This is a genomic window from Flavobacterium algoriphilum, assembly GCF_048158655.1.
Taxonomy (GTDB): domain Bacteria; phylum Bacteroidota; class Bacteroidia; order Flavobacteriales; family Flavobacteriaceae; genus Flavobacterium; species Flavobacterium algoriphilum.
Window position 1 is genome coordinate 309,202 of record NZ_JBLNKY010000002.1, and the last position, 20,020, is coordinate 329,221.

Genomic DNA, 20,020 nt, shown 5'->3' on the forward strand with positions numbered 1-20,020 from the left:
GAAACAGCTGGAGCACAATATTGGGGCATTTTCAGGAAATAGTTGTCCTGCTTTTCGTTATATCCACGCAAAAAAATGCGTGGGATACCACTGCAATCAGGGCTAAAAAGGCCTTTTGGTTGTTTTATGATAAAATATTTTAAAAAAATAAGCAGTGTTAAAAAAAAGCTTCAAAATTAAATGAAGCTTTTCAGTTTAAAATAGCTAATCCATTTGGACCGGAATGGAAAGAGTATAGTTAGTTCGAACCAGTTTTGAATCAATGATTTCCGGAGACCATTTCGTTTTTATAAGTTTGTCCAGAGTTGCACTTGCTACACATTTAATCTAAAATTTGAATTAATTCATAAAAAAAGCGCATCCAAATCAATGAATGCGCTTGCTCTAGTATTAAATGATTTATAAAAAGAATTTAAAAAGCATATTTTAATCCAATTTGTATTTGAAATGGATTTCCTGAAAGCGTAGGAAGTCCAGCATTGTTTACTCTGTAATTAAATTGTTGTCTTGTACTGTCAAATCCGGGAACTGCAGCTGTTGTTCCTGCTGCCGGGGTGCCTAAAGCATATAATGACTGACTACTAAGGGATTTATTTACGCCCCATTCTTTATTTAATAAATTGGCAACATTAAATATGTCTGCTGTAAATTCTAGGAATTGTTTTTTGTCTAATGCAATCTTTTTACTAATTCTAACATCAACAAGACCATAAAACTCATTTATTCCTCCATTTCTTTCAGCTAATTTTCCGGAGTATTTATTGATGTAATCTTTCAAACTTTGACTTGCAGCCGGGTTGTTAAGTATGGTTAGTAATCCCGTTTTTACATTTTGGGGAACCGCTGGATTATTAATGTCAAAAATATAAGCTAAATCATTTGAAGCAGAGACAAAATCTGCGTTTGTGTTTCCTCCTGAAAGTAAGCTGTAGCGTGTGCCACCGATACCCGAATAACGAACACCAACACTGACACCATAAAAAGTAGGCAAAGTTCCGTAAAACACCACTTTATGACGGAAATGATTATCAGAATAACTCATTTTGCTTAAGTCTCTCGGGTCATCTTCTACCGGTAAAACTAAAGTTGCTGTGTTAGCAACGTTTCCATTAAATGAAGTGTTGTCTTTTGTGTCATTCAAAGTATAGCTGGCGGATATTTCACCGTCTTTAAAATAACGATACGTAGCATCTACCACCATTGCAAATTGATTGACTTTTCCCTCACTGTTTAATTCTAATACTCGACCTAATTTATTGCTGATACGTCCTTGCATCCAGTCTCCGGCACCATTTGCAGGCATTGAACTTGCGGGAACATACACACCACGATTGCCTTCATTGGCCAAAGTAAAAAATGGATTCGCTACCATATTTCGGTCTACATAAACATAGTTGTTGCGTCCTAGAGTGGCATAACCTGCTATTCCTGCTTTTAATTTATCCGTAAAGAAATGAGAGTAGGATATATTGGCTTTATAGACTACTGGTACTTTAGCATCTGTTCCTGTGAAATTAATAGTCGGTAATTGGAACGCATCCAAAGTGGGTATACTGGCATAATTATTTCGGTAATCAATGAAATTTGGCAAAGGAACATTTGGTGATCTTACATCCACTGTGGCGGTGTGATTTCCATCAAAATATAAATTATTGATGACCGCGTAGTTATTTAAATCGGATGCAAAAATTCCAGCACCTAAACGAATATAGTCTTTGTGGTTTTCATTTACATCCCAAGATAATTGCACTCTCGGTTGAAGGATTGCCGACTGAAGTTTATTATCAGTGCGAATGCCTAATTCATCAAAAACTAATTGATTGAATGTTGCTGTCGGGTATTTAGCATAATCAAATCGCAACCCTAAAGTCAGGTCTAATCCTAGTGCAATTTTGGTTTGTAACTGACCATAAATACCAGCGTTTAATATATTCGAAGTGACCGTAGGATCAGCTAGTAAAGGTACTTCTCTGTAATAACGATAAGGTGTTAAGTTGTCAAAATTAGCAAGATTATTGAAATGGAAACGGCCATTTACTTCGCTTCCATATAAAGATTTAGAATTGGTTTGCATTAAATCAAAACCAAAAGTATATTTAACTTTATCCGTGTTGAAGTATAAATTATCTACAATTTGAAAAACATTATTGGTAAATTTTTCTTGGGCAAATCGATGACCTCCAATTTGGATATTCGTAGTTCTTACAGCTCCGTTAATAGTTGAAGCAACATTTTCTACTATAGCACGTGGGATATTATAGGAAGGCAATTGGTCTCCTGGATTACTGTCTTGAAAAGTATATAAATGCTGTACTTTTAACTCATTCGTTACTCTTGCATTTACTTTTGTTCGTAAAGAAGCCAAAATACTATTGTCAATATTCAAATCGTCACCAAACGATTCATATAAATTGATGGTCGTATTATCTTGTAATCCTAGTTTATTATTGTCATAAGTGAAATTATTACGTACAGTCAATAAATTATTACTGTTAATTTGCCAGTCAATACGAGCGAAAGCGGCATCTGAATTACGTTTTTTATCAAAAGTTCCGTATTGTGGAGCATTAGAAACCCCATATTTATTGCGGGCGATAGTAACAAAATTATCTAATGTAGCTCTTGTAATATTAAAACGAAGTTCGTCTTCTGGTGATTGAACGTCAGCTATGATCAATGGTCGTGAATCTTGTTGGTGATCCCAAGCTACAAAAAAATGCAATTTATCTTTAATGATCGGTCCCCCAAGAGTGAAACCGTATTGGGAAGTAGAAAAATCATTTTGACGTCTATTCCCTCTAATGTCATATGGGCTAGATAACCAATCTGCACGATTATAGGCAAACATGCTTCCTGTAAAATCATTTGTCCCTGATTTAGTCACAGCACTTACAGTTCCACCACCACTTCGGCCATAGCCTACATCATATTGATTCGTAACTACCTTAAATTCTCTTACCGCTTCAATCGATATGGAGTAAGGTGCACCACTTCGACTTGTTGTTGATCCTGCCGAAGTTGGATTTTTGGCATTCATTCCATCCAGCGTGTAATTAGTGGAAGATGCTAATTGTCCTGAAATATTTCCCCCTCTGCTCAAAGGCGATAAATCCATCAAGCTAGTGAAATTCCTTCCGTTTACTGGCAATGCATTGATAAGTTTTGCAGTTACTGCCGTAGCTGCTCCTAAGTTTCCTGTTTTGTTTTTTAAACCTCGTCCGACAACTTCGACCACTTCTAAGTTTTGAATGTTGTCCTGCATTAAGATTTCAATATTTATTAAATCACCTTGATTTAAAGTGTAGCCGGAGCGCTGTTGTTCTCCGTAGCCTAAAGTTGTAACGCTAATCGTGTAAGGTCCGCCTAATGGGAGTTCCTTGAATGTGAAAACACCTTTGAAGTTAGACAATGAATTGGTTTTAAATCCAGTGGATTCATTTCGAATTTGAACCATTGCATCTTTAATAGGTTCTGAATTACTACCTAAAACAATACCTGAAATGGATGCTTGAGTAGTTTGGGCAAAATTTTTATTGCCGACAAATACAGTCAGTACAATCGTAAATAAAAATAATTTGAGTTGTTTCATGAATACTTTTTTTTGTTTTATAGTGGCGACAAAGGAATTGACTAATTGAAAAATGGCCGTTATTTTAACAATAACACTAGAATACTTTTAGGTTAATGAAAACCTAAAAACGAAGCCTAAAACAACCGTTTTTTTAAGATATTGTTAACTAATTCGGCACTAAAATCATTCAATTTGATAGGTAAAATATTTTTTATTTAATACTTTCTTAATATTTGAGCCTGCGGTATAACCTATTTTTACCTCAATAAATTAAATAAAAATCATGAAATTCACGACACTATTATCGGCATCAGCATTAGCTTTGTTATTTTTAAATTGTACTTCAAATAAATTTGTTGTTTGTGGTCATAGAGGAGCAATGGGCCATGCTACAGAGAATACCTTAGCATCAATTGAAAAGGGAATCGAATTGAAAGCCGATATGTTAGAAATAGACGTTTATAAAATTAAAACTGGAGAATTAGTAGTTTTTCACGATGATAGTTTGGGTCGAATCACAAACGCAAAAGGAAAAATTGAAGAATACACCTTTGATGAATTGAGAAAAGTTCTGGTTGCTGGGAAACATCAAATCCCAACTTTGCAGGAAGTTATCGAAACTATAGATAAAAAAGCAGTGCTTAATATTGAATTGAAAGGTGTAAATACCGCAACGGATACTTATAGGATAATTGAAGAGTACAAGAAAAAAGGCTGGAGAAATAAAGATTTTTTTATTTCCAGTTTTCGAATAGGAGAATTGCAAAAAATGAGGTCTTTAAGTAAAGAAATAGCAATTGGATTACTTACTTATAAAGATCCTATTGAAACTGTTATCAAAACTGGAAAAGAGCTTAATGCGCAGGCAATAAACCCGTATTATAAAACCTTAACTGCTGAAAACGTAGCAATAATGAAAGTAAATAATTTTAAAATTTATCCTTGGACTGTGGATGAGCCAGCGGATATTAAAAATATACAAGCTCTAAAAGTGAGTGGGATTATCACTGATTATCCGGAAAGAATTATAAAATAATTTTTCAGAAATCTGTAATTACTTTTGATTTAACAAAGTGGTCTAAAATTAATTTAGATCACTTTTTTGTTTTAAGGAATTAAGAATTGAAACTGTTTTATAAAATAAAGCTACCTTTTATTCTGGATAATTTCTGCCAGAAGTTTTTTGGCGCGAAGCAATTTAATTTTCACATTACTCAACGGTTCGTCAATTTTGTTAGCAATTTCCTGATAACTCATTTCCTGAAAATAGCGCAGCTGGATAACTTCCTGATAATGTGGTTTCAATTCTTTGATGAATTGTAATAATTGGGAAAGATTTTGTTCCGTGATCAATTCATCTTCTGCCGATGGGGTAGTGTCGGCAATATTGTAAGCTTGTTGGTCTTCTTCATCAGTAATTTCTACAAAAAGACTCGATTTCCTTTTTCGTAATAAATCGATATGAACATTTTTTGCAATAGCGATGAGCCATGTGTTAAACTGAAATTCAGAGTTGTAAGTCGCTAATTTGTCAAAAGCTTTCGAAAAAGTTTCTATGGTAATGTCTTCGGCATTGGTTTCGTTTTCAGTACGCTTAAGCATAAAACCATATACTTCATTCCAATAATAATCCAATAGAAAAGTAAAGGCAACCTGATCGCCTTGTTTTGCTTTTTCTATTTGTTTGTTTATTTCCAAAGTACTGGTTTTGAGAATATATTCGTTATAAAGATATTGATTTGTGTAAATATAAGTACTATTTCAACTATGGGAAACCATAATTTAATATCATTTTCTTTTAATTTCCCTGCCGAAAATCCTACAACAATCCAAGCAACTATGTATCGGAGTGCAATTAAACCCAAAACTAATATCCATTGAAATTGGAAAGCCAATAAAAGAATAGGCAATAAAATAAATAGTAATTGCGAACAATAAAATGCTCCTAATTGTAATTTATCGAAAGGTTTATAATAATTTACCGTTGAAACGTGCCTTCTTTTTTGGGTAAACCAGTCTTTGAATGTCGTTTTTGGTCTAGAAAGGGTAAAACTTTCCGCAGTGAAAGCAATAGCCGTGTTTTTTGCATTAGCCGCTTGATTAATAAATAAATCATCATCTCCGGAACGGACTTGCATGTGTTCTATAAAACCATTTACATTAAAAAAAGTTTCTTTTTTGTAGGCTAAATTTCTACCCACACCCATGTAAGGTTGTCCAATTTTTGCCCAAGAAAAATATTGAATTACCGTAAGTAAAGTTTCAAAACGAATTATTTTATTAAGAAATGAATTAGGAATTTTTTCATATTTACCATAACCCAAAACAATTGTTTTTTGCATCGTAAACTGTGAACTCATAGCAAGGATCCAATCTTTAGAAGTAGGGTAACAATCAGCATCAGTGAATAATAAATATTCTTTTTTTGCCGCTTTTATTCCTAAAGTCAACGCATATTTCTTGTTTCCCCAAAAGGCTTCGTTGTTCTCCACTTTTACCAAACGAACATTTGAATATTGCTTTTCAAAATCTTCGAAAATAGCCAAAGTATTATCACTTGAAGCATCATCAATTAAGACAATTTCAAAATCAGGGTAATTTTGTTCAGCAAGTAACGGGATGTAATTCGCTACGTTTTCTTCTTCGTTTTTGGCACAAACAATAACTGATATTGGGATTTTTTTTGGCGTTATCTTTTGTGTTTTGGCGAAAGCGAATTTTCCAAAAACACCCAGATAATACGAAATTTGAACAGCAACTATAAAAATAAAGAAGTAAAGAATTAGTATTAGCATCAGAGTTTAATGAATTTTTTAATCCCGAAATTTTGGGAGAGTGCAAAGGTATGAATAGAATTGTGAATTTCGAAATAATTTAGCGAGGACATTTTTTCATTTCATTTGCCACAGCAATTGCTTGGACGTCTTCTGTTTTTTCTAATTCGAAAATGATGTTTTGATAATTTTTATCATCTCGGTTTTGTGACAGCTTTTTGGTGCATTGAATTTCTGTGATTTCGATTTCAAATGCTACAATACCTCGGGTTTGCATCAGTGTTTTTTTAGATAAATCGTCTACACGAACCGGGTTTTTAGAATGCTGCTCATATTTATCAACCAGTTTTTTTAGGGACTCTATTACTGCGTCGCCTTCGATTATTTTTATTTTACCGTAAACATGTACGGCAATATAGTTCCATGTTGGCACATTTTCATGATCGTACCACGAGGAAGAAATGTAAGAATGTGGTCCGGAGAAAACAGCTAAAATTTGGTCGTTATCAGTAAAACCTATCCACTGCGGGTTTTCTTTAGAAATGTGGCCACATAAAATTTGATTTCCGTCTTCATTGCTATCCAGTTCTAATGGAATGTGTGTTGCACACAATTTTCCATCCGTTTGATTGATTAGGATCCCAAAGCTGTTCTCAAGAAGAAATTTTTCAATTTCTTCTTGATTTTCTTTTTTATAAATATCTGGAGTGTACATTTTTAATTTAAAAATTAGGATTTAGGGATTTTGAAATACTATTTTGGTATTGATATTCTGAAAGCTACAATCTATATTCAGATTTCTCTCAGAACTGAACACGACTGAATACTTAAAAACTAAATCACATTTACCTCGGCTTCTATACGAATGCCAAACGTTTTAAAAATTGTCTCCTGTATATCTTTTGAAATATTCAAAATTTCCTGTCCCGTGGCATTGCCATAATTGACTAAAACTAAAGCTTGATTTTTATGGATTCCGGCATCACCAAAACGTTTTCCCTTGAAACCCGCCTGCTCAATCAGCCATCCGGCAGGAACTTTTACTTGGGTTTCAGAAATATCGAAATACTTCATTTCAGGAAATTCCTGGTGTATTTTTTCAAAATCCGATTTTAATAGTATAGGATTTTTAAAAAAACTGCCGCTATTTCCCAATTCCTTCGGATCGGGTAATTTACTTTGCCGAATCGCAATTACAGCATTACTGACGTCTTTTAAAGAAGGATTGGTGATGTTGTTTTTTTCTAATTCTAATGAGATATCGCCGTAAGAGGTATTGATTTTATGGTTACGTTTTGTCAATTTAAAAACTACCGATGTAATGACATATTGGTCTTTTGCTTCATTTTTGAAAACACTTTCTCGGTAACCAAAATGACATTCGTCTTTTGTGAACGTTTTATTTTTCTGATTTTCTATCGTCATAGCTGTACAGGAAACAAAAGTGTCTTTGATTTCAGTGCCGTAAGCTCCAATGTTTTGTATTGGTGTGGTTCCCACATTTCCAGGAATAAGGGACATGTTTTCTAAACCGCCAAAATTTTGGTCGATGGTCCAAAGCACAAATTCATGCCAGTTTTCTCCAGCCTGGCTTTCAACCCAGACAAAATTATCATCTTCTTCGATGATTTTTTTGCTTTTCAAATCGATATGAATAACCAGTGCATCAATGTCTTTTGTCAAAAGCATATTGCTTCCGCCGCCTAAAATAAATTTTCTCTGGGATTTATTTTCCTGTAAAATGGTTTTTAAATCTTCTGTCGAATGTACTGCAATAAATTGTTTTGCTTTGGCTTCTATGCCAAATGAATTGTATTTTTTTAAAGAGAAATTAGGTAGTATTTCCATAAAAGAAAGTGCTTTTTTGAATAGTATAATCCGAGGTCAAAAGTAAGAATTAAAATTTATTTGGATACGTTTTCATCCAGATATGCATCATAAACAGCGGCATAATGTAAGAAGTCATGCGGGTGTCACCTTTTTGTAAATTCTGAACGAGTTTTTGAATGTTGATGTGTTCAAAATAAGGAATTTGGAACAAATCACTTTTAGAAAAAGATTCTAATTCTTCTTTAAAAGCAGGACTTTTTGTGATATAATCACCCCAAGGAACACTTAGTCCTACTTTTGTGAATTTTAAAATCTCATCTGGTAAACGTTTTTCCATAGCGGATTTCAGAATGAATTTCCACTTTTTCCCTGTAAATAACCATTTGTCCTCCAATGAGCCTAATCCAATAATCAATCTTGGATCTAAAAATGGTTCACGACATTCAATAGAAGCCCCCATTGTACAGCGATCATTTCGATCCAGTAGCGAGCATAAATAGGTGTGTTGGTCAAAATAAAGGGCTTGTCGGCGTAAATTATTCGGATATAAAGACTTTGCGTCTTTATAAATTTGTTTTCTGTACTCGTTTTTAGGAGGTGCATTAATCCCAAAAATTTTCGCAATGTCATTTGGATAATTATTAGAACCATTATATATGACTAAGTCAGATTTTTTAATGATTTGTGCATAACGTGTTAACTTATCGTACCGCAGGTTTTTTGTTAAAAAATCTAATTTACCAATAGTGGCAATTGAATTCAATAACGATGGGTATTGTAAGGCTTTGTATCGCACATAACCGCCCATTAATTCATCAGCACCTTCACCTGAAAGTAATACTTTTACTGATGGTTTTGCCATTTGTGAAACTGCCAAAAGTTGTGGTTCGCTCAAATGCATGATAGGTTCATCTTGAAAATAAGTGGAACGGATTAATTGATCATAAAGATTTTTATCTTCCAATTGCATCGTATGAAATCCATAGTCGAATTTCTCCGCCATCATTTTAGCCAAATGTGCTTCATTGTGCTCTTTCTCTTTGAAACCAATATTAAAAGTTTGAATATCTTTATAGTTTTGATTGAATAATGAAGCCAAAATTGAAGAAGAATCCAGTCCGCCACTCAATAAAACGCCAACAGGAACGTCACTTATCATTCGCAGTTTTATGGAATCATCAAAAGTTTCGCGAAACCATTCAACGGGATTTTTTATTTCGAGCTGATTTTGAATTTCCTTTTTTAAGTCCCACCATTTTTTGGTTGTTACTTTTCCACCTTCATGAATGGTCATGATATGTCCGGGCAATACTTTTTTTACATTTTGGTATAAAGTATTTTCGCCAGCAACAAATCGGTTGAAAATATATTCTTCTAGTCCGTCTTGTGCCATTTTGAGAGGAACTCCAGCCGTGAAAAGTGCTTTTTGTTCAGAAGCGAAATAAAAAGTCTCCTTGTAAAAAGAATAATATAGCGGCTTAACGCCCATTCTATCACGAACAATAGTGAGTTTTTTTTCCATTTTATCCCAAATAGCAAAAGCAAACATTCCGTTGAGACGGTTGAGCATTTTTAAACCATATAATTGGAATAATTTCAGCAAAACTTCGGTATCCGAAGTAGTTCTAATGTCAAATCCATTGCTTTTTAACTCGGGATAAAATTCTTTAAAATTGTAGATTTCACCATTATAAACCAGTACATATCTTCCGTCGTCTGATAAAAAAGGCTGGTGTCCCGCTGAGGAAATATCCAGAACTGAAAGTCTTCGGTGTCCAAAGCCAATATTATTCGCTATAAATAATCCTTTATCATCCGGTCCGCGATGTTCTAGCGAATCGCGCATCTTTGTTAGAATCCGTTCGTCGATTTTTTTTTGTAACTGTAAATGCAAGATTCCATTAATTCCACACATAGTTAATTTGGGCTATTTGTGTTGATTAATTTGTGGTATTTGTCAGCAATAATTCTCATATTTATATTGTAATCTGCTTTTTGTTCTACAAATTTTCTGTTTTTTAAAACGGCTGCGTTCCTATGTTTATTGTTTTCAAATGCCCAAATTAATTCTTCTGCGAGCATTTCAAAATTATCAACGGGAACTAATTGTCCATTTTCTCGGTGTTTAATCCAACTTTGATTTCCTGTAATGTCGGTCACAATAGGATAACAGTTAGTAGCCATCGCTTCAAATAAAGAGGCCGAAACACCTTCAGTTATTGGCATACTAATGTAGATATTAGATTGCTGCAATAGTTTTGGTAATGCTGTATTTGGAATTCTTCCGGTAAAGTTGACTTTGTTTTGAATATTTAATTTTTTTGCTAAATTCTTCAAGTTTGATAGTTGTGTTCCGTCTCCTATAATGGTAAGTAAGAAGTCAATTCCCTTTTGGTTTAGAAGGGCAAAGGATTTTAAGATAATATCATGTCGGTATTCCGGCAACAAAGAGCGAGTGACAATAGCACAAATTTTTTCGGGATCGGCATTGTTATTATTACTGAATTTCTCTAAATCAATTCCTTTTGGTAAAACCATGACTTTATTCATATCAACATTTGCTTCCATCATTGAAGTAGTCATCACAGATCCCCAAGCATGAATTAAAGTAGCTTTTTTGAAAGCATAATGCTGAATCAGTTTTTTTAAAGGTAATGAAATCGAATTTTCAGGCCATAAATCGGTTCTGCCTTGTTGTGCGATCGCTATAGATTTTACACCAGATAATGCAGCAAGAAATCCGTAACTGGTAGTTCTTTCTGCAATAACCATATCCGGTTTATGTAATTTTATTATTTTTCTAATTTTAAAAAAAGCGATCTTAAATTCTAAAATTCTTAAAATTCGGTTATAAATACAATTATTGGGGGTTTTTAATTCCCAAGTAATGATTTCAAAATCACCAAATTCCTTAAGGCCGTTCATCCAAGTGATGGCATCAGCTCTGCAGGATTCTCCCAGAAAAAGAATTTTCTTTTTTTGCATCGGTATAAATTTGAATTATTCAGAAGTTAAAGCGCGATTTATAAAGTCATTCAGTGGTTTCAAGGCAATTAATTTTTTACTCATTGTAGCAACAAAATCTTTTTTTGTCACTTCGGAAATATTAATTATTTGAGAAGATTCGAAGCTTTTTAATTTTAGTAAAGCTATGGCTGGATGGTCTTTTTCGTACCCTCGTGGTGGGTTTTTAAGCGTATTTTTTTCATTTCGATCAAAATCCTTAAATTCCTTTTTGAAAGTTTTATCCTCAAGAATTGCTTCTAAATCATCATGGAAATAAGCAATTTCCTTACGCATTTTTTTCAAATCTTCCGGTTCTGGACAATACAATCCTCCAGCAATAAAACTAGCGTCTTTTTCTAAATGAATATAATATCCAGAACGATTTAAACCTTTTGCCCCCGAAGAAAGCCAAACGCCCAGATGCGATTTATAAGGAGTCTTGTCCTTAGAGAACCGAATGTCACGATTGATTCTAAAAGTGCAATTTTTTACTTCCAACATTTCCAGCGAAGGATCCATTGGTTTCATAACGTCAAGTAAATCACTAACTAATTGCTGATACTCTTTCTTGACCCCTTCGTAACGTTTTTTGTTTTCTAAAAACCAATCTCTATTGTTGTTAGTCTTTAAATCATCCAGAAATTGTAGTGTGTCTTTTGAAAGCATATTGAAGCTATTATAATTGTTTTTTTAAATCGTCTTCACTTATAAAACCAGAATTTTTCCATTTTATTTTTTTGTTTTCATACAATAATAAGGTAGGAAGTTCAGTAATTTTTAATTCAGAAAGTAGGGTTTTGTTTTCATCTGCATTCAGTCGAATGATGGTGACTTTATCTGCTAATTCTTTTTGCATTTTCAAAAGGTACGGCGTCATTTTTTTACAAGGAGCACACCATTCTGCATAAAAATTAATCAACACTTTCTTATCTGAGTTTAATAATTCGGCATATTCCTGACTACACATTCCAATGATTTTATCACTTGGTTTAGCTAAACCGGCTGCATCCCATTTTAGGATTCCACCCGCTAGTTGGTAGATTGTAGTGAAGCCCAGTTGGTTTAATTTTTCAGCCGCGTTCTGACTTCTTCCGCCACTTTTGCAATACACAAAAATAGGTTTTGATTTGTCTAATTTTGCAGTATTTGTAACGAAATCAGTGCTTAGCCAATTCACATTTTTTGCATTGTCAATATGTTCTGACGCAAATTCTTCAGGAGTTCTTACATCAAGAATTTGTGTATTTGGAGTTGCTGCAATTTTTTCTGCAAAAGCTTTTGCTTCAATCGTTTTTATATTTTTTGATGTTTGTCCGGTACAGGATAGCACTACAAAAGATAAGACTATAAGGCATATAGAATGAAATTTCATTGTAAATGATTTGAATTGGAATAGGCTAATTTACGTATTTTTTCAATTTTTGAACCTTAACACAGTATTAAATAAGTTATAAGTTGAAAATTTTATAGGTTTGATGTGTCGATTTCACAATCGCTTCGGTACGTTCCGGATGTGTATCTGAAATAAAGAGTTGTCCAAAAGTATCGCTATTAACCATTTCAATTATTTTGGCTACTCGGCTTTCGTCTAATTTGTCAAAAATATCATCAAATAATAGAATCGGTTTTACACCACTTTGTTTTTTTAGAAACTCAAATTGCGCTAATTTTAAAGCAATTAAAAATGATTTTTGTTGTCCCTGAGATCCAAATTTCTTGATGGGATGTTGGTCTATTTCAAATGATAAATCATCTTTATGAATTCCCACACTTGTATAATGTAAAGCTCTGTCTTTATTGATGTTTTCTTGTAAAAGTGTCAGCAAATCTTTTTCGAACAAATGACTTTCATACACCAGTTGAACTGTTTCTTGTGAACCTGTTATGGCTTGATGGTGTGTGTTGAAAATAGGAATAAACTGATTGATAAATTCTTTTCTTTTTTCGAAAATATAATTTCCGAAACTGTTGAGTTGCTCATTATATATAGAGAGTGTATCGTTTTCAAAAACATGATTTAGTGCGAAATATTTCAATAAAGCATTACGCTGACTCATTACTTTTTGGTATTGAATCAGTTGTTGTAAATAATGGGAATCGAGCTGCGAAATTACGCTGTCCATAAATTTTCTTCTAGTTTCGCTGCCTTCCACAATTAAATCCCTGTCAGCGGGAGAAATAATAACTAAAGGAATAAAACCAATATGATCTGAAAATTTATCATACGCTTTTCCATTACGTTTTAATATTTTTTTTTGGCCTTTTTTTAGACTACAAAGGATTTGCTCATTTCTTTCGTTTTTTTCAAATTCCGCATCAATTACAAAAAATTCTTCTCCGTGTTTGATATTCTGGACTGCTAATGGATTGAAATAGCTTTTTCCGTACGATAAATGGTAGATTGCATCAAGCACATTTGTCTTTCCAATACCATTTTTACCTACAAAACAATTTATTTTGCTGTCAAAATCGAAATTTGCTTCTGAAAAGTTCTTATAATTGAATAATGAAATCTTTTTTAAATACATGGGTAAGGCTTGCTGGTATTGAGAACTTTGATGTTTTTGAACAGGTTTTTCAAAGAGGGTGCAAATTATTGAAAAATATCGATAAAAAAGGCTTTTCCTTTTTTTCTATGGTAATTATTTTGCCTTGGGAAAGAAAGAACCTCTTATAATATTTTTTTGAATATAAAAGCATATTTTTTATGTCGGTTTGAATAAAAATTTTATTTTTGCGACTCACTAAATTAAAAATAAATGGCTACATACAGTAAAAGAGGATATAAAGCACCAAAAGAAAAAGAAGTAAATGTTGCGGTTGAAGAGGTTAAAATTGATGAAAAAGACAGCACAACAGCTGGTGTTTTTTCAACATTAGACGAAACAGCTTCAAGAACTGAGGATTGGGTAGCTAGAAATCAAAAAGTCATTATAGGATTAGTTGCAGGTGTTGCATTGTTTACTGTAGGTTATTTAGCATATCAAAAATTTGTTGCTACGCCAAAACAAGACGAAGCGGCTAATGAAATGTTTGTAGCTCAGGAAAATTTTCAAAAAGCGACTGATGGAGTTGCTAGTGATTCATTATATAAGTTGTCTTTGAATGGTTCCGAAGGGAAATTTGGATTTTTAAAAATTGCTGATGAATATTCTGGAACAGATGCAGGAAACCTAGCTAATTATTATGCAGGTTTGGCTTATTTGAATACTGGAAAATATAACGAAGCTATTGAATATTTAGGTAAATTTAAATCTGAAGATATAGTTTTGGGTGCTTTGGCAAAAGGGGCGATAGGGGATGCTTATTCTCAAAAAAATCAACCTAAAGAAGCGTTGGATAATTATGTAAAAGCAGCAGAGTCAAATAAAAATGATTTTACAACACCACGTTTCTTGTTAAAAGCTGGGAAAACGGCTTTAGCCTTAGGGAACAAAGCTGATGCTTTAAAATATTTTACAGATATAAAAGAAAATTTTGAGGCAACACCAGAAGCTGCTTCAATTGACGTCTTAATAGGATTGGCACAATAGTAAAAATGATTTAAGATTCCTGATTGAAGAGTGTAGGTTTTTGTTCTCAAAATACTATCTTTAATATCTGAAATCAAAACGCTATAATCAAAAAACAAATGGCTACCGAAAATAAAAATTTATCTGATTACGATAAAAATTTAATCCCAAATGCGAAAGATTTTCGCTTTGGGATTGTTGTTTCAGAATGGAATGATGCTATAACTGAAGGACTTTATAAAGGTGCCATAGAAGCCCTATTGGATAACCAAGTTCCACCCCAGCATATTATTCGGTGGAATGTTCCTGGAAGCTTTGAGCTTATTTATGGCTCTAAGAAAATGTTGCAAACGCAGAATGTTGATGCTGTCATTGCGATTGGATGCGTAATTCAAGGGCAAACAAAACATTTTGATTTTGTATGTGAAGGAGTAACTCAAGGAATTAAAGATTTGAATATTCAAACCGACATTCCTGTTATTTTTTGTGTTTTGACTGATAATACCATACAGCAATCCATTGACAGAAGTGGAGGAATTCACGGGAACAAGGGTACTGAGGCTGCGATTGCGGCTATAAAAATGGCTTATATTCGTCAACAAGCTTCTTTAACGCATCAAATAGACAATCAACATTTATTATCCGTAGGCGCTATCCAAATTGAAGAAGGTTCGCCTTTAGAGTTGAAGGAATAAATAATACAATTTTATTTAAAACATAAGTGAAAACCTACTCCAATGGAGTAGGTTTTTTATTGAGCCACTACTGTATTTATATATGATTCTCAATATATATCATGGCATTAGCAATTAATAAAGTATTAAAGAATCTGTGGAAATCCGTTTTGTAATCATTAATCCAAAAGATTATTCATGTGCATGAGCTGCTTCAAGATTAATATCTGATAGCGCAATTTCTGTTAACGATACATCCGCTTTTTTCTCTTCTTCAAGAGTTTTCTCTAATAACGTTACAGCTTTATTTTCACCAAGTGTTACTGCATAAGCCCGTAAAGTACCGTAAGTCGCAATTTCATAATGTTCTACTTTTTGCGCTGCGGCAATAATTGCTGCATCGCGTACGACTCCAATTTGTGTTTCTTCCAAAATGCCATCGGCTTCTTTTAGCAATCCTTCCATAGCATCACATTTTTTACCTACTGCTTTTATACCTAAAGACTCAAATACTTTTTCTAAACGAACAACATGTTCCTGTGTTTCTTTTAAATGATTTTCAAAGGCATGAATCAATTTAGGCGAAGTTGCATTTTTTGCCATTTTTGGTAAAGCTTTCGTCAATGCATGCTCTGCCCAAAAGATGTCTTTCAATCCGTCTTCAAAAAAATCTCTCAGACCTTGTGCCGCATCTGGTTTTGCTTTTACAGCTCCTTTTTTAGATTCTGCACTTGCATTTTCTTTTTTTTCATTGGTTGCTTTCATAATTGTTGTTTTTAATTGTTTACTTGTTTGGAATAACAAATTTAAGTTTTAAACAAGTATAAGGGTTATATAATTTCGTTAAAAAATTTCAAAATTATTGCTTTATAGTATTGTTTTTCAGGTGTTTGAGTTGTTGCTTTTGCCTTTGGTTTTTAGTCTTTGATTTAGAATTAGATGCGTTTTGATAATACATGCGGAATATTTGTATCACCGTTGATTTAAGGGATATCTTGTTGGAATTAGCCTCTTAAGACCGCTTACCCCGAATTTTTAAGGTGAGATTTTTTCTTTTTTAAAAGCACATTAATAATAAAACCCAATAGAAATTCATTAAATTTGTACTTCTTGGTTTTAAAAAAATTTAAACCATAAACTTTAACCTAAATTTTTTAATGTCGAGTATTATTCAATTACTTCCTGATCACGTTGCCAATCAAATTGCTGCTGGAGAAGTCGTCCAAAGACCAGCTTCAGTTGTCAAAGAGTTGCTTGAAAACGCTGTAGACGCAAGAGCAACTGATATCAAATTAATTATTAAAGATGCAGGAAAGGCATTGGTACAAGTGATTGATAATGGTTTAGGAATGAGCGTGACTGATGCGCGTTTGTGTTTTGAACGTCATGCCACTTCCAAAATTCGTCAAGCTGAAGATTTATTTTCATTGCATACCAAAGGATTTCGTGGAGAAGCATTGGCTTCTATTGCGGCGATTGCCCATGTAGAAATGAAAACCAAGCAGGATCTAGAAGAACTTGGAACGCATATTATAATTGAAGGAAGCAAATTTGTATCTCAGGATGTTGCTGTTTTGCCAAAAGGAACTTCATTTGCAGTCAAAAACTTATTTTTTAATATTCCGGCACGACGCAATTTCTTGAAATCGGACACCGTGGAATACCGCCATATTATTGATGAGTTTCAACGTGTGGCTTTGGCTCACCCAAAAATTCATTTTACGTTTTATCACAATGGTAGTGAAATGTTTAATTTACCACCTTCCACATTGCGACAACGTATTGTCAATATTTTTTCGGGTAAAACCAATGAAAAATTAGTTCCGGTTCAGGAAGAAACAGAAATAGTGGCGATTCAAGGATTTGTCAGTAAGCCTGAATTTGCCAAGAAAAATCGTGGCGAACAATTTTTTTTCGTCAACGACCGTTTTATAAAAAGTGGTTATTTGCATCATGCTGTTATGGCTGCTTATGACGGGATTTTGAAAGATGGTGCGCAACCCAGCTATTTTTTATATTTATCGGTACCACCCAATACAATTGATATCAATATTCATCCTACTAAAACGGAGATTAAGTTTGATGATGAACATGCTTTGTATGCTATTTTAAGAGCTTCTATAAAACATAGTTTGGGACAATTTAATGTGGCTCCAGTTTTGGACTTTGATCGCGATTCAAATTTAGACACGCCTTATCATTACAAAGATTTAGAAGGTGCTACACCAACTATTCAGGTCGATGGAAATTTTAATCCGTTCTCTGATGATAAACCGAATAAACATTTTTCAAATTACAAAAAGCCCGAGCCTTCAGCAAATTGGGAAAGTTTGTATGTAGGTTTAAAACAAGATTCGGATGAAATAGGACATATTACTTTCGAAAATGAAGAAGTGACTTCCTCTTTATTCAATGATGAAGAAGTGGAGCATGCGATTCATAAAACCTATCAAATTCATAAAAAATATATTGTTTCTTCTATAAAATCAGGAATGGTAATTGTTGATCAACAGCGGGCACATCAGCGTGTTTTGTACGAACAATTTCTGGTTAATATGACGGTTAATCAAGCTTCAAGTCAGCAGTTATTATTTCCATTGAACTTGTTTTTTTCGTCAAGCGAAATGGATCTTATCGCTGAATTGCAACTTTCATTGATGAACACCGGATTTGTTTTCGAAGAAAATAATACAGATCATATTGTCATTTCAGGAATACCGGTGAACGTGACAGAGAGTGAAGTCTCCATAGTTTTGGAACAATTATTAAGTGATTTACAAGACGGAATTCCAGAAAGCAGTTTTAGCCAGAACGATACAATTGCCAAATCTATGGCAAAAAGTTTGGCCGTAAAAACGGGAACACACCTTACAGAAAAAGAACAGGAAAATTTGGTAAACGGGCTTTTTGCCTGTAAAGACCCTAATGTTTCCCCATTTCATAAACCCACTTTCATCACTATGCGTGTGGAAGAATTAGATAAAAAATTTGCACTATGAGAAATGTAACTGAGACGGTTAAGCAATTAATCATTATTAATATTTTGTTTTTTGTGGGGACACTTGTGATAGGGGATCCAGCTTATAAAATGCTTTCTATGTATTTTCCTGAAAATCCAAATTTCCAAGTTTGGCAGCCTATTTCACACATGTTTATGCATGGTGGATTTATGCATATTTTCTTCAATATGTTTGCCCTATATTCTTTTGGATCTGCATTAGAAAGTATTTGGGGTAGCAAAAAGTTTCTCTTTTTCTATATTTCCTGTGGTTTAGGTGCAGCATTACTTCATACGGGAATCAACTATTATTACTATCAGGATGGAATTAATACCTTGATGGGTCAAGGATTTTCAAAAACAGAAATTTTGGCCGTTTTGAATGGAAAAGGTAACGATCAGATAGTTCCAATTTTAAACAGTCCCGGTTTTCAAAATTTCGTAAGTGCCTATTTTGGAACTGTTGTTGGAGCTTCTGGAGCTATATATGGTGTAATTGTTGCTTTTGCTTTTATGTTTCCTAATGCGGAATTGGCTTTAATGTTTATTCCTGTGCCAATAAAGGCAAAATATTTTGTACCGGGTTTAGTTTTAGTAGATTTGTATTTAGGAGTGTCAGGAAAATCAATTTTTGGCGGCGGGGGTGGAATAGCTCATTTTGCTCACGTTGGTGGTGCCTTATTTGGTTTCATTATTATGTGGTACTGGAAGAAAAATCAGTTTAATAGTAATCGTTGGAATTAATTTAAGAAAATGGGTAATATTTTAGACGACTTGAAATTGCAGTATAAATTAGGTGGAATAACCCAACGGTTAATCTATTGGAATGTTTTTTGTTTTCTGGTTTCATTATTGTTTTTTTATCAATTTAAGGTTGGTGCATTTGATTTCCCAAATTGGATTGCACTTTCTTCAGAACCTTCGAATTTTAGTATAAAACCTTGGACTTTTCTAACTTATGCTTTTGTTCATGATGGGTTTTGGCATTTGTTTTTTAATATGATGGTTTTAAATTTTTCAAGTAGTTTATTTTTGACCTTTTTTACACCCAAGCAATATTTAGGATTGTATCTATTGAGTGCTATATTTGCAGGAATTACTTTTGTTTTGGGTTATTATTTTTTAAATTTGAGTTCTTCCATTGTTGGTGCTTCTGCGGCAATCATGGCTATTTTAGTAGCTACAACAACCTATCATCCTTTGATGAATGTTCGATTGTTACTCATTGGTAACGTAAAACTATGGCACATCACTTTTGTGATTATTTTGATTGATTTAATGCAATTCAGATTAGGGAATACCGGAGGGCATATTTCTCACCTTTCAGGAGCTTTTTTTGGTTTTATTTTCATTAAATTACTTCAAAACGGAATTGATTTAAGTAAAATAGTGTCTCGTACTCTAGATTTTTTTACAAATTTGTTTAAAAAAAATACAGCTACGCCATTCAAAAAAGTACACAAAAATTATAGCAAGCCAGTTGAAAAAAATCCTTCAAGAATAATTACTAAAGATAAATCACAGCAACAAATTGATGAGATTTTGGATAAAATAAGTCAATCAGGCTATGATAGTCTGACCAAAGAAGAAAAAGAATTTTTGTTCAAAGCGGGCAAGTAAGTTAGCGGTTTTTTAGTTAGGAGAAAAAAGAAAAA

Annotated in this window: 17 protein-coding genes; 6 read left to right on the forward strand and 11 right to left on the reverse strand. The window is 33.4% G+C overall.

Going from position 1 to position 20,020, the window contains the following annotated elements; translation table 11 throughout:
- Positions 1–412: 412 nt before the first annotated feature.
- Positions 413–3,589 (reverse strand): TonB-dependent receptor, encoded by a 3,177-nt coding sequence (locus ACM55G_RS06260; RefSeq protein ID WP_416843038.1) that lies wholly within the window; start codon positions 3,587–3,589, stop codon positions 413–415.
- Positions 3,590–3,854: 265 nt separating this feature from the next.
- Here ACM55G_RS06260 and ACM55G_RS06265 point away from each other — a divergent pair, with 265 nt between their 5' ends.
- The gene (locus ACM55G_RS06265; RefSeq protein WP_416843039.1) at positions 3,855–4,607 is read left to right on the forward strand and encodes a glycerophosphodiester phosphodiesterase; all 753 of its coding nucleotides are present in this window, start codon (positions 3,855–3,857) and stop codon (positions 4,605–4,607) included.
- A 110-nt stretch (positions 4,608–4,717) separates the two neighbouring features.
- Here the strand turns inward: ACM55G_RS06265 and ACM55G_RS06270 are convergent, their stop codons facing one another.
- From ACM55G_RS06270 to recF, 9 genes are all read right to left on the reverse strand, one after another.
- Positions 4,718–5,269, reverse strand: a complete 552-nt coding sequence (locus tag ACM55G_RS06270) for an RNA polymerase sigma factor (RefSeq protein WP_416843040.1) — start codon at positions 5,267–5,269, stop codon at positions 4,718–4,720.
- Positions 5,260–6,366: a glycosyltransferase gene (locus ACM55G_RS06275; RefSeq protein WP_416843041.1), complete on the reverse strand. Its 1,107-nt coding sequence runs from the start codon at positions 6,364–6,366 to the stop codon at positions 5,260–5,262. The genes ACM55G_RS06270 and ACM55G_RS06275 overlap by 10 nt, the downstream gene beginning before the upstream one ends.
- A gap of 79 nt (positions 6,367–6,445) precedes the next feature.
- On the reverse strand, positions 6,446–7,060 hold the full coding sequence (locus tag ACM55G_RS06280; RefSeq protein ID WP_416843042.1) for an FMN-binding negative transcriptional regulator: 615 nt from the start codon (positions 7,058–7,060) through the stop codon (positions 6,446–6,448).
- A 119-nt stretch (positions 7,061–7,179) separates the two neighbouring features.
- Positions 7,180–8,193 (reverse strand): UDP-N-acetylmuramate dehydrogenase, encoded by a 1,014-nt coding sequence (gene murB, locus ACM55G_RS06285; protein WP_416843043.1) that lies wholly within the window; start codon positions 8,191–8,193, stop codon positions 7,180–7,182.
- Positions 8,194–8,242: 49 nt separating this feature from the next.
- On the reverse strand, positions 8,243–10,090 hold the full coding sequence (gene asnB, locus ACM55G_RS06290; protein ID WP_416843044.1) for an asparagine synthase (glutamine-hydrolyzing): 1,848 nt from the start codon (positions 10,088–10,090) through the stop codon (positions 8,243–8,245).
- Between the two features lie 2 nt (positions 10,091–10,092).
- Positions 10,093–11,160, reverse strand: a complete 1,068-nt coding sequence (locus tag ACM55G_RS06295) for a glycosyltransferase (protein WP_416843045.1) — start codon at positions 11,158–11,160, stop codon at positions 10,093–10,095.
- 15 nt (positions 11,161–11,175) lie between these two features.
- Complete coding sequence (locus tag ACM55G_RS06300; RefSeq protein ID WP_416843046.1) at positions 11,176–11,847, reverse strand: DUF2461 domain-containing protein; 672 nt, start codon at positions 11,845–11,847, stop codon at positions 11,176–11,178.
- Between the two features lie 10 nt (positions 11,848–11,857).
- Positions 11,858–12,553 carry a thioredoxin domain-containing protein gene (locus ACM55G_RS06305; protein ID WP_416843047.1) on the reverse strand — a complete coding sequence of 232 codons (696 nt, stop codon included), beginning with the start codon at positions 12,551–12,553 and terminating at the stop codon, positions 11,858–11,860.
- Positions 12,554–12,629: 76 nt separating this feature from the next.
- The gene (gene recF / locus ACM55G_RS06310) at positions 12,630–13,709 is read right to left on the reverse strand and encodes a DNA replication/repair protein RecF (protein WP_416843048.1); all 1,080 of its coding nucleotides are present in this window, start codon (positions 13,707–13,709) and stop codon (positions 12,630–12,632) included.
- Positions 13,710–13,940: 231 nt separating this feature from the next.
- Between recF and ACM55G_RS06315 the strand changes: the two genes are divergently transcribed.
- Both ACM55G_RS06315 and ribH read left to right on the forward strand, forming a co-directional pair.
- Positions 13,941–14,714 carry a tetratricopeptide repeat protein gene (locus ACM55G_RS06315; RefSeq protein WP_416843049.1) on the forward strand — a complete coding sequence of 258 codons (774 nt, stop codon included), beginning with the start codon at positions 13,941–13,943 and terminating at the stop codon, positions 14,712–14,714.
- A 98-nt stretch (positions 14,715–14,812) separates the two neighbouring features.
- Complete coding sequence (ribH, locus tag ACM55G_RS06320; RefSeq protein ID WP_416843050.1) at positions 14,813–15,388, forward strand: 6,7-dimethyl-8-ribityllumazine synthase; 576 nt, start codon at positions 14,813–14,815, stop codon at positions 15,386–15,388.
- 171 nt (positions 15,389–15,559) lie between these two features.
- Here the strand turns inward: ribH and ACM55G_RS06325 are convergent, their stop codons facing one another.
- Positions 15,560–16,132, reverse strand: a complete 573-nt coding sequence (locus ACM55G_RS06325; RefSeq protein ID WP_416843051.1) for a YciE/YciF ferroxidase family protein — start codon at positions 16,130–16,132, stop codon at positions 15,560–15,562.
- A gap of 392 nt (positions 16,133–16,524) precedes the next feature.
- Here ACM55G_RS06325 and mutL point away from each other — a divergent pair, with 392 nt between their 5' ends.
- The 3 genes from mutL to ACM55G_RS06340 are packed head-to-tail and all read left to right on the forward strand — an operon-like array spanning position 16,525 to position 19,985.
- On the forward strand, positions 16,525–18,366 hold the full coding sequence (gene mutL, locus ACM55G_RS06330) for a DNA mismatch repair endonuclease MutL (protein ID WP_416843052.1): 1,842 nt from the start codon (positions 16,525–16,527) through the stop codon (positions 18,364–18,366).
- On the forward strand, positions 18,363–19,109 hold the full coding sequence (locus ACM55G_RS06335; protein WP_416843053.1) for a rhomboid family intramembrane serine protease: 747 nt from the start codon (positions 18,363–18,365) through the stop codon (positions 19,107–19,109). Before mutL ends, ACM55G_RS06335 begins: the two co-directional genes overlap by 4 nt.
- A 9-nt stretch (positions 19,110–19,118) precedes the next feature.
- Positions 19,119–19,985 (forward strand): rhomboid family intramembrane serine protease, encoded by an 867-nt coding sequence (locus ACM55G_RS06340; RefSeq protein ID WP_416843054.1) that lies wholly within the window; start codon positions 19,119–19,121, stop codon positions 19,983–19,985.
- Positions 19,986–20,020 lie beyond the last annotated feature (35 nt).